This window comes from Pseudomonas haemolytica, assembly GCF_009659625.1.
Taxonomy (GTDB): domain Bacteria; phylum Pseudomonadota; class Gammaproteobacteria; order Pseudomonadales; family Pseudomonadaceae; genus Aquipseudomonas; species Aquipseudomonas haemolytica.
This window is the reverse complement of record NZ_VOIW01000003.1, coordinates 517,268-530,058: the sequence shown is the minus strand read 5'-3', so window position 1 is coordinate 530,058 and position 12,791 is coordinate 517,268. Positions and strand designations below refer to the sequence as shown.

General features: G+C 60.5%; 17 protein-coding genes. 11 read left to right on the top strand and 6 right to left on the bottom strand.

Features of this window, described 5'->3' with window-relative positions; translation table 11 throughout:
* Nucleotides 1-29: 29 nt before the first annotated feature.
* Nucleotides 30-668 carry a C40 family peptidase gene (locus tag FRT59_RS12845; RefSeq protein WP_153871373.1) on the top strand — a complete coding sequence of 213 codons (639 nt, stop codon included), beginning with the start codon at nt 30-32 and terminating at the stop codon, nt 666-668.
* Between the two features lie 140 nt (nt 669-808).
* Here the strand turns inward: FRT59_RS12845 and FRT59_RS12840 are convergent, their stop codons facing one another.
* On the bottom strand, nt 809-1,843 hold the full coding sequence (locus FRT59_RS12840; protein WP_153871372.1) for a type IV pilus twitching motility protein PilT: 1,035 nt from the start codon (nt 1,841-1,843) through the stop codon (nt 809-811).
* Nucleotides 1,844-1,900: 57 nt separating this feature from the next.
* Between FRT59_RS12840 and FRT59_RS12835 the strand changes: the two genes are divergently transcribed.
* From FRT59_RS12835 to FRT59_RS12795, 9 genes are all read left to right on the top strand, one after another.
* Nucleotides 1,901-2,587 (top strand): YggS family pyridoxal phosphate-dependent enzyme, encoded by a 687-nt coding sequence (locus FRT59_RS12835; RefSeq protein ID WP_153837449.1) that lies wholly within the window; start codon nt 1,901-1,903, stop codon nt 2,585-2,587.
* Between the two features lie 33 nt (nt 2,588-2,620).
* Nucleotides 2,621-3,439: a pyrroline-5-carboxylate reductase gene (proC, locus tag FRT59_RS12830; RefSeq protein ID WP_153871371.1), complete on the top strand. Its 819-nt coding sequence runs from the start codon at nt 2,621-2,623 to the stop codon at nt 3,437-3,439.
* A gap of 25 nt (nt 3,440-3,464) precedes the next feature.
* Nucleotides 3,465-4,052, top strand: a complete 588-nt coding sequence (locus FRT59_RS12825; RefSeq protein ID WP_034116239.1) for a YggT family protein — start codon at nt 3,465-3,467, stop codon at nt 4,050-4,052.
* Nucleotides 4,053-4,246: 194 nt separating this feature from the next.
* Nucleotides 4,247-5,386: a homoserine O-succinyltransferase MetX gene (metX, locus tag FRT59_RS12820; RefSeq protein ID WP_034116240.1), complete on the top strand. Its 1,140-nt coding sequence runs from the start codon at nt 4,247-4,249 to the stop codon at nt 5,384-5,386.
* Between the two features lie 7 nt (nt 5,387-5,393).
* Complete coding sequence (gene metW / locus FRT59_RS12815) at nt 5,394-6,014, top strand: methionine biosynthesis protein MetW (protein ID WP_005792273.1); 621 nt, start codon at nt 5,394-5,396, stop codon at nt 6,012-6,014.
* 21 nt (nt 6,015-6,035) lie between these two features.
* On the top strand, nt 6,036-6,470 hold the full coding sequence (locus FRT59_RS12810) for a DUF4426 domain-containing protein (RefSeq protein ID WP_034116241.1): 435 nt from the start codon (nt 6,036-6,038) through the stop codon (nt 6,468-6,470).
* Nucleotides 6,467-7,063 carry an RdgB/HAM1 family non-canonical purine NTP pyrophosphatase gene (gene rdgB / locus FRT59_RS12805; protein WP_034116242.1) on the top strand — a complete coding sequence of 199 codons (597 nt, stop codon included), beginning with the start codon at nt 6,467-6,469 and terminating at the stop codon, nt 7,061-7,063. Before FRT59_RS12810 ends, rdgB begins: the two co-directional genes overlap by 4 nt.
* Nucleotides 7,060-8,262 (top strand): radical SAM family heme chaperone HemW, encoded by a 1,203-nt coding sequence (gene hemW, locus FRT59_RS12800; RefSeq protein ID WP_034116243.1) that lies wholly within the window; start codon nt 7,060-7,062, stop codon nt 8,260-8,262. The genes rdgB and hemW overlap by 4 nt, the downstream gene beginning before the upstream one ends.
* 19 nt (nt 8,263-8,281) lie before the next feature.
* Nucleotides 8,282-8,605 (top strand): DUF3392 domain-containing protein, encoded by a 324-nt coding sequence (locus FRT59_RS12795; RefSeq protein WP_034116244.1) that lies wholly within the window; start codon nt 8,282-8,284, stop codon nt 8,603-8,605.
* A gap of 142 nt (nt 8,606-8,747) precedes the next feature.
* Here FRT59_RS12795 and trmB read toward each other — a convergent pair whose 3' ends face one another.
* The 4 genes from trmB to FRT59_RS12775 all read right to left on the bottom strand — a co-directional run bounded on the left by trmB (nt 8,748) and on the right by FRT59_RS12775 (nt 10,983).
* Nucleotides 8,748-9,473, bottom strand: a complete 726-nt coding sequence (gene trmB / locus FRT59_RS12790; RefSeq protein WP_153871370.1) for a tRNA (guanosine(46)-N7)-methyltransferase TrmB — start codon at nt 9,471-9,473, stop codon at nt 8,748-8,750.
* 9 nt (nt 9,474-9,482) lie between these two features.
* Complete coding sequence (locus FRT59_RS12785) at nt 9,483-10,277, bottom strand: thiazole synthase (protein WP_153871369.1); 795 nt, start codon at nt 10,275-10,277, stop codon at nt 9,483-9,485.
* A 52-nt stretch (nt 10,278-10,329) separates the two neighbouring features.
* The gene (gene thiS / locus FRT59_RS12780) at nt 10,330-10,530 is read right to left on the bottom strand and encodes a sulfur carrier protein ThiS (RefSeq protein WP_032865944.1); all 201 of its coding nucleotides are present in this window, start codon (nt 10,528-10,530) and stop codon (nt 10,330-10,332) included.
* A 78-nt stretch (nt 10,531-10,608) separates the two neighbouring features.
* Complete coding sequence (locus FRT59_RS12775; protein WP_034116247.1) at nt 10,609-10,983, bottom strand: DUF423 domain-containing protein; 375 nt, start codon at nt 10,981-10,983, stop codon at nt 10,609-10,611.
* Nucleotides 10,984-11,057: 74 nt separating this feature from the next.
* Between FRT59_RS12775 and mtgA the strand changes: the two genes are divergently transcribed.
* Complete coding sequence (gene mtgA / locus FRT59_RS12770) at nt 11,058-11,780, top strand: monofunctional biosynthetic peptidoglycan transglycosylase (RefSeq protein ID WP_153871368.1); 723 nt, start codon at nt 11,058-11,060, stop codon at nt 11,778-11,780.
* A 131-nt stretch (nt 11,781-11,911) separates the two neighbouring features.
* Here the strand turns inward: mtgA and rpoH are convergent, their stop codons facing one another.
* Nucleotides 11,912-12,766 (bottom strand): RNA polymerase sigma factor RpoH, encoded by an 855-nt coding sequence (gene rpoH / locus FRT59_RS12765; protein ID WP_003176698.1) that lies wholly within the window; start codon nt 12,764-12,766, stop codon nt 11,912-11,914.
* Nucleotides 12,767-12,791 lie beyond the last annotated feature (25 nt).

The following is a 12,791-nucleotide window of genomic DNA, read 5'->3' as shown; positions in this document are numbered from 1 at the left end:
TGCGCGCAAACCCATAAGAGCCACGCCTAATGCGACCATTTTTCAAGACATGGCTGACCATCTGCCTATTAATGCCACTGGCCGCCCACGCCACCAATCGTGAGCAACGACTTCCGAACGTTAATGGTTTCACCCCTAAAGTACACAGCACAACCAGCACAGCCAAATCGGTAAAGCTGACCGTCAACCGCCCGACTCAACTGAGCAAGGCCCACGGTCAAGCGACTGCAGGCCTGATGGCAGTCAATACCAAGCAAAGCAGCAACGTCCTCAGCCGCGCCGTCAACGTGCTGGGTACTCCTTATCGTTGGGGCGGCAGCAGCCCAAGTAAAGGGTTCGACTGCAGTGGCTTGGTGAAATATGCCTTTAACGATGTAAAAGCGGTGGATTTGCCACGCACCTCCAACGCCATGGCTAGCGGCCACGGCTTGAAGGTTGACCGCAAAGACCTGAAACCGGGCGACCTGTTGTTCTTCAAGCTTAAGAGCCGCCAGGTCAACCACGTTGCCATCTACCTGGGCAACGACCGCTTTATCCACGCACCACGTCGTGGCAAGTCGGTGAGCATCGACACGCTGAAAAAGCCGTTCTGGGACAAGAACTACGTGATTGCCAAGCGGGTGTTGCCGAAAGAGCAGAACAGCAACCTGCGGATCGTGCAACGCTGATCTAAAGCTGGAATGCAGTAAACAATGTGGGAGCGGGCTTGCTCGCGAATACGGTGTGTCAGCCGACGAATATGCTGGCTGATCTACCGCATTCGCGAGCAAGCCCGCTCCCACATTTGATTTTTATTGCCTGAAAGACCTCATATGTCTGCAGGCACCCTCGCCTTCTCCCGTGCCTCTTCCCGGCTGACCAACCCCGCGCCGACCAACGCCTTCAAGCTCATATCCAACGTCTTCATCCCCAATGCCCCCCCGGTCTGGATCGCAGAGACTATCTGCGCCACCTTGTCTTCGCGGACAAGATTGCGAATCGCCGGTGTGCCCAGCATGATTTCATGGGCAGCCACGCGACCGCCGCCGACCTTCTTCACCAGTACCTGGGACACCACCGCCTGCAACGACTCCGACAGCATCGAGCGGACCATGGCCTTTTCTCCTGCTGGAAAGACGTCCACCAGCCTGTCTACGGTCTTTGCAGCCGACGAGGTGTGCAGGGTGCCAAACACCAGGTGACCGGTTTCAGCGGCCGTCAGCGCCAGGCGGATGGTTTCCAGGTCGCGCAATTCACCCACCAGGATCACATCCGGGTCTTCCCGCAGGGCCGAGCGCAGGGCCACCGAGAAACTGTGGGTGTCACGGTGCACCTGGCGCTGGGTGACCAGGGCTATTTTCGGCCTGTGGATAAATTCGATGGGGTCTTCCAGCGTGAGGATATGCTGGCGTCGATGCCGATTGAGGTGGTCGATCATCGCCGCCAAAGTCGTGGATTTTCCCGAACCGGTAGGCCCGGTAACCAATACAAGGCCCCGCGGGAGCTGGGCGATACCCTGGAACACCTCGCCCAACCCAAGCTCTTCCAGGCTCTGGACCTCAGTCGGGATAGTACGAAACACGGCACCCACGCCGCGATCCTGGCGGAACACGTTCACCCGAAAGCGTGCCACCCCTGGCAACTCGAAGGCAAAATCCGTTTCAAGAGATGTTTCGAAATCCTTTTGTTGGTGTTTATTCAGCAAAGGGCACACCAGGTCGACCATTTGCGACGCGTTCAGCACCGGCCAATCCATGGGCCAGACTTCGCCATCAATGCGCAGCATCGGTGCCAGGCCGGCCGACAGGTGCAGGTCGGAGGCGCCTCGGCTTACGCTGACCGCCAGCAATTGCGTGATATCCATAGGGCTTTCCATTTCCAGTAGAATGCCGCGGACTCCATATCCACGGGCGCAACTTGAATGTCGACGATAGCAGACAACATTGGCCTGGTAAGCCAGCGCATCCGCGCCGCAGCCGACGCCGTGCAACGTGACGCAAGCAGCATCCACCTGCTGGCTGTGAGCAAGACCAAACCCTCGCAGGCGGTGCGCGAAGCCTTTGCCGCCGGCATGCACGACTTTGGCGAGAACTACCTGCAGGAAGCCTTGGGCAAACAGAGTGAGTTAACGGACCTGCCCTTGAGTTGGCACTTCATCGGCCCCATTCAATCGAACAAGACTCGCGCCATCGCCGAGAACTTCGCTTGGGTGCATTCCGTGGACCGCCTGAAAATTGCACAACGCCTGTCCGAACAACGCCCGACCGACCTGCCGCCGCTCAATATCTGCATTCAGGTCAATGTCAGTGGCGAAGCCAGCAAGTCCGGCTGTACGCCTGCCGACCTGCCGGCCCTGGCGAATGCAATCAGCGCCCTGCCGCGCTTGAAACTGCGTGGCCTGATGGCGATCCCCGAGCCGACTGAAGATCGGGCCGCACAGGATGCAGCGTTCGCCAGGGTGCGCGACCTGCAAGCCAGCCTGAACCTGCCGCTGGACACACTTTCCATGGGCATGAGCCATGACCTTGAGTCGGCCATTGCCCAAGGCGCCACCTGGGTGCGGATCGGTACCGCCCTGTTTGGCGCCCGCGACTACGGCCAGCCATGAAATGGCTGACTTCCCTCTGAATAAGGACCTGTCATGAGCAACACGCGTATTGCCTTTATCGGCGCCGGCAACATGGCGGCCAGCCTGATCGGTGGCCTGCGGGCCAAGGGCCTGGACGCCGAGCAGATCCGCGCCAGCGACCCCGGCGCCGAGACACGCGAGCGCGTCAGCGCCGAACACGGCATCAAAACCTTCGCCGATAACGCCGAGGCCATCCACGGCGTCGATGTGATCGTGCTGGCGGTCAAGCCCCAGGCCATGAAAGCCGTGTGCGAGACCCTGCGCCCGAACTTGCAACCCCATCAACTGGTGGTGTCGATTGCCGCCGGTATCACCTGCGCCAGTATGAACGCCTGGCTCGGTGCCCAGCCAATCGTACGCTGCATGCCTAACACCCCGGCGCTGCTGCGCCAAGGCGTCAGCGGCTTGTACGCCACCCACGAAGTCACGGCGCAACAACGCGACCAGGCCCAGGAATTGCTGTCTGCCGTGGGCATCGCCGTGTGGTTGGAGCAGGAACAGCAGTTGGACGCGGTCACCGCCGTCTCCGGCAGCGGCCCGGCCTACTTCTTCCTGTTGATCGAAGCCATGACCGCCGCAGGCGTCAAGCTGGGCCTGCCCCATGACGTCGCCGAGCAGTTGGCTGAACAAACGGCCCTGGGCGCCGCGAAAATGGCCGTCGGCAGCGATGTGGATGCCGCCGAGCTGCGCCGTCGTGTGACGTCCCCGGGCGGCACCACGCAAGCGGCCATCGAATCGTTCCAGGCCGGGGGCTTTGAGGCCCTGGTGGAAAAAGCACTGGGTGCCGCGGCACATCGTTCGGCCGAGATGGCTGAGCAACTGGGCAAATAGTCGTCCCTTACCAAGGTAATCAAACATGCTCGGAATCAATGACGCTGCCATTTTCATCATTCAGACCTTGGGCAGCTTGTACCTGCTGATCGTACTGATGCGCTTTATCCTGCAACTGGTGCGGGCGAACTTCTACAACCCGTTGTGCCAGTTCGTGGTCAAGGCCACCCAACCGCTGCTCAAGCCATTGCGCCGGGTGATCCCAAGCCTGTTCGGCCTGGACATGTCCTCGCTGGTGCTGGCATTGCTGCTGCAGATCCTGCTGTTCGTGGTGATCCTGATGCTCAACGGCTACCAGGCTTTCACCCTGCTGCTGTTGCCTTGGGGCCTGATCGGTATTTTCTCGCTGTTCCTGAAGATCATTTTCTGGTCGATGATCATCAGCGTGATTCTCTCGTGGGTCGCACCCGGCAGCCGCAGCCCGGGCGCTGAACTGGTGGCGCAGATTACCGAACCGGTGCTGGCGCCATTCCGTCGGCTGATCCCGAACCTGGGTGGCCTGGATATCTCGCCGATCTTTGCGTTTATCGTGATTCAGTTGCTGCAAAGCTGGGTGATTCCGCGCCTGGCTTTCTACGCGTTCATGCCAAAAGAGCTGTTCGGCCTGATCTGAAATATGCTGTAAAAATGTGAGAGGGGGCTTGCTCCCGATAGCAGAGTGTCAGTCGACATAAGAGTGACTGATCCACCGCTATCGGGAGCAAGCCCCCTCCCACATTTTGTATCTGCGTACTGGTACAGACCATTGCTTGCCGCTAGGGGCCCCGCTCTTTAGACTTACGCCTCATTTAAACGAGAGCAGGGTCGATGCCAGCTGCCTTCCCCCCCGATTCTGTTGGACTGGTCGTGCCTCAAGTGGCGCACTTCAGCGAACCGCTGGCCCTGGCCTGCGGCCGTTCGTTGCCTGCCTACGACCTGATCTACGAAACCTACGGCCAACTGAACGCCACGGCGAGCAACGCCGTGCTGATCTGCCACGCCCTGTCCGGCCACCATCACGCCGCCGGTTTCCACAGCGTGGACGAGCGCAAGCCCGGCTGGTGGGACAGCTGCATCGGCCCCGGCAAACCCATCGACACCAACAAATTCTTCGTGGTCAGCCTGAACAACCTCGGCGGCTGCAATGGTTCCACCGGGCCCAGCAGCCTCAACCCGGAAACCGGCAAACCGTTCGGCGCGGACTTTCCGGTGTTGACCGTGGAAGACTGGGTGCATAGCCAGGCACGCCTGGCCGACCTGCTGGGCATCCGCCAGTGGGCCGCGGTGATTGGTGGCAGCCTGGGAGGCATGCAGGCGCTGCAATGGACCATCAGCTACCCGGACCGCGTGCGCCATTGCCTGGCTATCGCCTCGGCGCCCAAGTTGTCGGCGCAGAACATCGCCTTCAACGAAGTGGCGCGCCAGGCCATCCTCACCGACCCCGAGTTCCACGGCGGTTCGTTCCAGGAAGCCGGCGTGATCCCCAAGCGTGGCCTGATGCTGGCGCGGATGGTCGGGCATATCACCTACCTGTCCGATGATTCCATGGGCGAAAAATTCGGCCGTGGCCTCAAGAGCGAAAAGCTCAACTACGACTTCCACAGCGTCGAGTTCCAGGTGGAAAGCTACCTGCGTTATCAGGGCGAGGAGTTTTCAGGGCGTTTCGACGCCAACACCTACCTGCTGATGACCAAGGCCCTGGACTACTTTGACCCGGCCGCAAACTTCGATGACGACCTGGCGAAAACCTTCGAAGGCGCCACGGCCAAGTTCTGCGTGATGTCGTTCACCACCGACTGGCGCTTCTCGCCGGCCCGCTCCCGTGAGCTGGTGGATGCGCTGATGGCCGCCAAGAAAGACGTCTGCTACCTGGAGATCGACGCACCGCAAGGCCATGACGCCTTCCTGATTCCGATCCCACGTTATCTGCAGGCTTTCAGCAACTATATGAATCGAATCGTATTGTGAGAACGCCATGAGAGCCGACCTGGAAATCATCCAAGACTGGATCCCCGCCGGCAGCCGCGTGCTCGACCTGGGCTGCGGCGATGGCGAACTGCTGAGCTGGCTGCGCGACAACAAGCAAGTCACCGGCTATGGCCTGGAAAACGACCCTGACAACATCGCCCAGTGCGTGGCCAAGGGCATCAACGTGATCGAGCAGGACCTGGACAAGGGCCTGGGCAACTTTGCCAGCAACAGCTTCGACATCGTGGTGATGACCCAGGCCCTGCAAGCGGTGCACTACCCGGACCGCATCCTCGACGAAATGCTGCGCGTCGGCCGCCAATGCATCATTACCTTCCCCAACTTCGGCCACTGGCGCTGCCGCTGGTACCTGGCCACCAAGGGCCGCATGCCGGTCTCGGATTTCCTCCCGTACACCTGGTACAACACGCCCAACATCCACTTCTGCACCTTCGAAGACTTCGAGGCATTGTGTGGTGAGCGTGAAGCCAAGGTGATCAACCGTCTTGCCGTCGATCAACAGCATCGCCACGGCTGGGCGAGTAAGCTGTGGCCCAATCTGTTGGGCGAAATCGGTATTTACCGGGTCAGCAGCCCTGGCCTGACCGACCACAAAGTTGCCGTCTAACCATCTTCAAGAGGGACGTTCATGAGTCGTTTGGCTGTTTTTCTATTGACCGCATGCCTGGGCGCGAGCGCCATGGCCGCAGACGCTATCGACGCTAATCGCAAGAAAGATTTCGGCGATATCACCGTTCACTACAACACCTTCACTTCCAGCTTCCTGCAACCGGAAACCGCCCAGGAAGTCGGCGTGGTGCGCAGCAAGGAGAAGGGTTTGATCAATGTCACCGTGATCAAGGGCGTGACCCCAGTGGCCGCACAAGTGACCGGCACCATCAAGGATTTGGGCGGCAAGAGCGAGATCCTCACCTTCAAGCAAATTAACGAAAAAGGTGGAATCAACTATCTCGCGCCCTACGCCGTGACCCAGCGCGAATACAAGACGTTTACCATCAACGTTGAAACCGGTGGCAAAGCCCATAGCTTCCAATTCAACCAAGAACTGTTCCCGGCCGAATGATGAACCTTACCCAACTCGTACTGGCCAGCCATAACGCCGGCAAACTCAAAGAACTGCAGGCGATGCTCGGTGAATCCGTGCAACTGCGTTCGATTGGCGAGTTCAGCCAGGTGGAGCCGGAAGAGACCGGCCTGTCGTTCGTCGAAAACGCCATCCTCAAGGCACGCAATGCCGCCCGTATTTCCGGCCTGCCGGCGCTGGCGGATGACTCGGGCCTGGCGGTCGATTTCCTTGGCGGCGCACCTGGCATTTATTCGGCACGCTACGCCGACGGCAAGGGCGATGCGGCCAACAACGCCAAACTGCTCGACGCCCTCAAGGACGTGCCGGACGCGATGCGTGGCGCACAGTTCGTCTGCGTACTGGCCCTGGTACGACACGCTGATGACCCGTTGCCGATTCTTTGCGAAGGCTTGTGGCAGGGGCGCATTCTGCACGCGGCCAGCGGTGAGCATGGGTTTGGCTACGACCCGTTGTTCTGGGTGCCGGAGCGCAACGTCTCCAGCGCCGAACTGAGCCCGGCCGACAAGAACCAGATCAGCCACCGCGCCCGCGCCATGGCTTTGCTGCGCCAGCGCCTGGGCTTGAAATGACCCAGAACACCTCTGCGCAGCCACTGATCCACGGTGGCGCGCAAACACCCCGGGCGGCCCTGCCCCACCTGCCGCCCTTGGCGCTGTACATCCATATCCCGTGGTGTGTGCGCAAATGCCCGTATTGCGACTTCAACTCCCACACCGCCAGCAAGGTGCTGCCGGAGGAAGAGTACGTAGACGCGCTGCTGGCGGATCTGGATCAAGACCTGCACGCCGTTTACGGCCGGGAACTGAGCTCGATTTTCTTCGGTGGCGGCACGCCCAGCCTGTTCAGCGCCGCCGCCCTGGGCCGTTTGCTCAAGGGCGTAGAAGCTCGTATTGCGTTCGCCGCTGATATCGAGATCACCCTGGAAGCCAACCCCGGGACCTTCGAGCAAGAGAAGTTCGTGGCGTACCGCAAACTGGGGATCAATCGCCTGTCCATCGGCATCCAGAGCTTCCAGCAAGAGAAGCTTGAAGCCCTGGGCCGTATCCACAATGGCGATGAAGCCGTGCGCGCTGCCGGCATGGCGCGCCAGGCCGGGTTCGATAACTTCAACCTGGACTTGATGCACGGTTTGCCCAACCAGTCACTGGACGATGCCCTGGGCGACCTGCGCCAGGCCATCGCGCTCAAGCCGACGCATCTGTCCTGGTACCAACTGACCCTGGAACCCAACACCGTATTCTGGAACCAGCCGCCCGCGCTGCCGGAAGACGACACGTTGTGGGATATCCAGGAAGCCGGCCAGGCGCTGCTCGCCGAACACGGTTACGCGCAATACGAAGTGTCGGCCTACGCCCAGCCCGGCCGCCCGGCGCGGCACAACCTGAATTACTGGAGCTTTGGCGACTTTATCGGTATCGGCGCCGGCGCCCATGGCAAGCTCAGCCACCCGGACGGGCGCATCGTACGCACCTGGAAAACCCGTGCGCCCAAAGACTACCTCAACCCGGCCAAAAGCTTTCAGGCTGGGGCGAAAGAACTGACCAACGAAGAGCTGCCATTCGAGTTCCTGATGAACGCCCTGCGCCTGACCGAAGGCGTCGACGCCAAGCTCTACGCCGAACGCACCGGCCTAGACCTGGCCAGCCTCGACGAAGGCCGCCACGAGGCAGAACAAAGTGGCTTGATGCAGGTCGAACCGTCACGCCTGGCGGCAACCGAGCGCGGGCAACTCTTTCTCAATGACCTGTTGCAGAAGTTTTTGAGCTGATAGCTCTTAAGGAAATCGAATGGATCTGGTACTCGACCTGCTCGCCACCGTATCCCGCTGGAGCCGTAGCAACCTGTCGGAAATCTCCCTGGCCCTCGTGGGCTGTTTGCTGGTGCTGTTTGGCGCCGATATCAAGGGCTGGGTCGAAGCGCGCCTGGGCAGCATCGCTGGCGCCTTGCGCGTACCGTTGATGGCCCTGCTGTGCATGATCGGCAGCGGTGCGGCGTTGATCTATGCCACGCCGTGGATTGTGCGGGGGTTGAGCCAGTTCAATAACTACAGCCTGGCGCCGGTGTTGTTGGTGGTGCTGGTGTTGATTGGGGTAGTGGCAGACCGCCGCTAACCTCAAACCCAACACAGATACAAATGTGGGAGGGGGCTTGCTCCCGATAGCGGTGGATCAGTCAGCTAATCTGTAGCTGACCCACTGCTATCGGGAGCAAGCCCCCTCCCACATTTGGTTGCATTTCAAGTCAGGGGACGAGTTATGCCAGCTTCTCGAACTTCAAATCCCACACCCCATGCCCCAACCGCTCACCACGACGTTCGAACTTGGTGATCGGCCGCTCGGCCGGGCGTGGCACGCATTTGCCGTCTTCGGCCAGGTTGCGGTAGCCAGGGGCGACGCTCATCACTTCCAGCATGTATTCCGCGTACGGTTCCCAGTCGGTGGCCATGTGCAGGACGCCGCCTACCTTGAGCTTGCTGCGCACCAGCTCCGCGAAGGAAGCCTGGACGATACGGCGCTTGTGGTGACGGGCTTTGTGCCACGGGTCGGGGAAGAACAGCATCAGGCGGTCTAGGCTGTTGTCGGCGATGCAGCGGTTGAGCACTTCAATCGCGTCGCAGTCGTAGACCCGCAGGTTGGTCAGGCCCTGGGTCAGCACGCCGTTAAGCAGCGCGCCGACACCTGGACGGTGCACTTCCACACCGATGAAGTCCTGCTCCGGAGCGGCCGCCGCCATCTCCAGCAGGGAATGGCCCATGCCGAAACCGATTTCCAGGGAACGCGGGGCCGAACGGCCGAACACCTGGTCGTAGTCCACCGGCGCGTCAGCCAACGGCAACACGAACAGCGGTGTACCTTGTTCCAAGCCCTTTTGCTGGCCTTCGGTCATGCGGCCGGCACGCATCACAAAACTCTTGATGCGACGGTGCTTGGACTCGTCGCCCTCTTCCACGGTGTTCGGCGTTTCGTTTGATTCAGTCATCAATGGCTCTTACTTGATCAGACCATCCAGCGGCGAAGAGGCGCTGGCGTAGAGTTTTTTCGGCATGCGCCCGGCGAGGTAGGCCAGGCGGCCTGCAACGATGGCGTGTTTCATGGCTTCGGCCATCATGATCGGCTGCTGGGCATGGGCGATGGCCGAGTTCATCAGTACCGCGTCGCAGCCCAGTTCCATGGCGATAGTGGCATCGGAGGCAGTGCCCACACCTGCATCCACCAGCACGGGGATCTTGGCTTCTTCGAGGATGATCTGCAGATTGTACGGATTGCAGATACCCAGGCCGGAACCGATCAGGCCCGCCAGCGGCATCACGGCGATGCAGCCGATTTCTGCCAGTTGGCGCGCAATGATCGGGTCATCGCTGGTGTAAACCATCACGTCGAAACCTTCCTTGACCAGGGTTTCAGCGGCCTTGAGGGTTTCGATCACGTTGGGGAACAGGGTTTTCTGGTCAGCCAGCACTTCCAGCTTCACCAGGTTGTGGCCGTCGAGCAGCTCACGGGCAAGGCGGCAGGTGCGTACGGCTTCGATGGCATCGTAGCAACCGGCGGTGTTCGGCAAGAAGGTGTAGCGATCCGGCGACAGCACTTGGAGCAGGTTCGGCTCGCCTTCGATCTGGCCGAGGTTGGTGCGGCGCACGGCGAAGGTGACGATCTCGGCGCCCGAGGCTTCGATGGCCAGGCGGGTTTCTTCCATGTCGCGGTACTTGCCGGTGCCGACCAGCAAACGGGACTGGTAGGTACGACCGGCCAGGACGAAAGGCGTGTCGTTACGAACGATGCTCATGGGAAATCCTCGAAATGGGGTGAGGTTCTGCAGAATTCAGGAAACTGCGTGATCAGCCGCCGCCGATGGCGTGGACCACTTCGACCTGGTCACCTTCGGTGAGCGCAGTCTCGGCGTGCTGGCTACGCGGGACGATATCCAGGTTGAGCTCCACTGCGACGCGACGCCCGGTCAAGTCCAGACGGGTCAGCAGGGCCGCGACGGTTTCGCCGTCGGGCAGTTCAAAGGATTCGCCGTTCAACTGAATGCGCATGCCACGGGCCGCCATCGTTTTTAGGGGCCCGCATTCTAGCGCGATTGGGACCTGAGGTCAGCTGCAAGCGTCAAGCGGTCAAAGCTGCAAGCGCCACGCCGTCAGGCCCAGAAAGAACCAGCCCAGCAGGAATGCCAGCCCACCGAACGGCGTAATGATGCCGAGCTTGCTGATACCGGTCATCGTCAGCACATACAGGCTGCCGGAGAACAGCAGGATACCGACCGCAAACGAGATACCCGCCCAAGTCACCAGCCGCCCCGGAATATGCGCCGCCAGCAACGCCACGCCGAACAGTGCCAGGGCGTGCACCAACTGGTAGGTCACCCCGGTATGAAAGATCGCCAGGTACTCGGCGCTCAGGCGGTTTTTCAGGCCGTGGGCGGCAAACGCACCGAGGGCGACGCCGGTAAAGCCGAAAAAGGCAGCCAGCATCAGAAAGCTACGCAGCATGGGGAACTCCAGTCAGACTCATCGGGCAGGGTCTGTATAATGGCCCGCTCAACGGGTTCGGCCAAGCCATCTCTATGCTGCGTGTCCTCTTCAAACGCTTTCTCAACGTCGTGAAATGGTTTGCCATCGGCAGTGTGTTGCTGGTGTTGCTGTTTCGTGTCGTGCCGCCGCCGTTCACTGCGCTGATGGTGGAACGCAAGGTCGAATCCTGGGTCGACGGCGAACCTATTGACCTGCAGCGCAGCTGGGTGCCGTGGGATGAGATCTCCGACGACCTGAAAGTAGCGGTGATGGCCGGTGAAGACCAGCGCTTCCCGCAGCATTGGGGCTTTGATTTTGGCGCGATCCAGGCGGCGATCCTGCACAACGAGCGCGGCGGTTCGATTCGCGGCGCCAGCACCTTGAGCCAGCAGGTGTCGAAAAACCTGTTCCTGTGGACCGGCCGCAGTTATTTGCGCAAGGGCCTGGAGGCGTGGTTTACCGGGTTGATCGAAGTGTTGTGGCCCAAGGAGCGGATTCTTGAGGTGTATCTCAACAGTGTTGAATGGGATGAAGGCGTGTTTGGCGCGGAGGCGGCGGCGCGGCACCACTTTGGCGTGAGTGCCAAGGGGCTTTCGCGGCAACAGGCCAGTTACCTTGCGGCGGTGTTGCCTAATCCAAGGGTGTGGAGTGCCAGCCATCCGACGGCGTATGTGGCGCGCAGAGCGGCCTGGATTCGCCAGCAGATGAGTCAATTAGGTGGCAGTGGCTACCTGGCGGAGTTGAACAACTCACGCAAAGCCCCCTGGTCCGACTGACACAATACAAAACAAATGTGGGAGGGGGCTTGCTCCCGATAGCGGTGGATCAGTCACTCATATGTCGACTGACACTCTGCTATCGGGAGCAAGCCCCCTCCCACATTTTTGACCCAGCTTTGCCAGCTGGATCAAGCGGCGATCGACAGCTTCAGCTTGTTCATCGCGCTTTTCTCAAGCTGACGAATTCGCTCGGCCGACACGTTGTACTTCTGCGCCAGGTCGTGCAGCGTGGCTTTTTCTTCCGCCAGCCAGCGCTGGTAGAGGATGTCACGGCTGCGGTCGTCCAGCACTTCAAGCGCTTCATGCAGGTTGTGGTTGGAGTTGTCGCTCCAGTCGGCGTCTTCCAGTTGACGCGCCGGGTCGTACCGGTGGTCTTCCAGGTAGTTGGCCGGCGATTGGAAGGCGCTGTCGTCATCCGCTTCCGCGGCTGGGTCGAAGGCCATGTCATGGCCGGTCAGGCGGCTTTCCATCTCGCGCACTTCACGAGGCTCCACGCCGAGGCTTTCGGCCACGCGGTGGACTTCCTCGTTGTTCAGCCACGCCAGGCGTTTCTTCTGGCTGCGCAGGTTGAAGAACAGCTTGCGCTGGGCCTTGGTGGTCGCGACTTTCACAATGCGCCAGTTGCGCAGGATGAACTCGTGGATTTCCGCCTTGATCCAGTGCACAGCAAACGATACCAGGCGCACACCCATCTCAGGGTTGAAGCGCTTTACAGCCTTCATCAGGCCAACGTTGCCTTCCTGGATCAGGTCAGCCTGGGCCAGGCCGTAGCCGCTATAGCTACGGGCGATATGTACGACAAAACGCAGGTGGGCGAGCACCATCTGCCGAGCCGCCCCCAAATCCTGCTCATAGTAGAGACTCTCGGCCAGTTCACGCTCCTGCTCGGGCGTCAGCAATGGAATGCTGTTGACCGTGTGCACATAGGCTTCCAGGTTCGCACCCGGGACCAAGGCATAAGCAGGTTGCAAAGAAGTGGTCATACGAAAAAACCTCCGACTCACATAA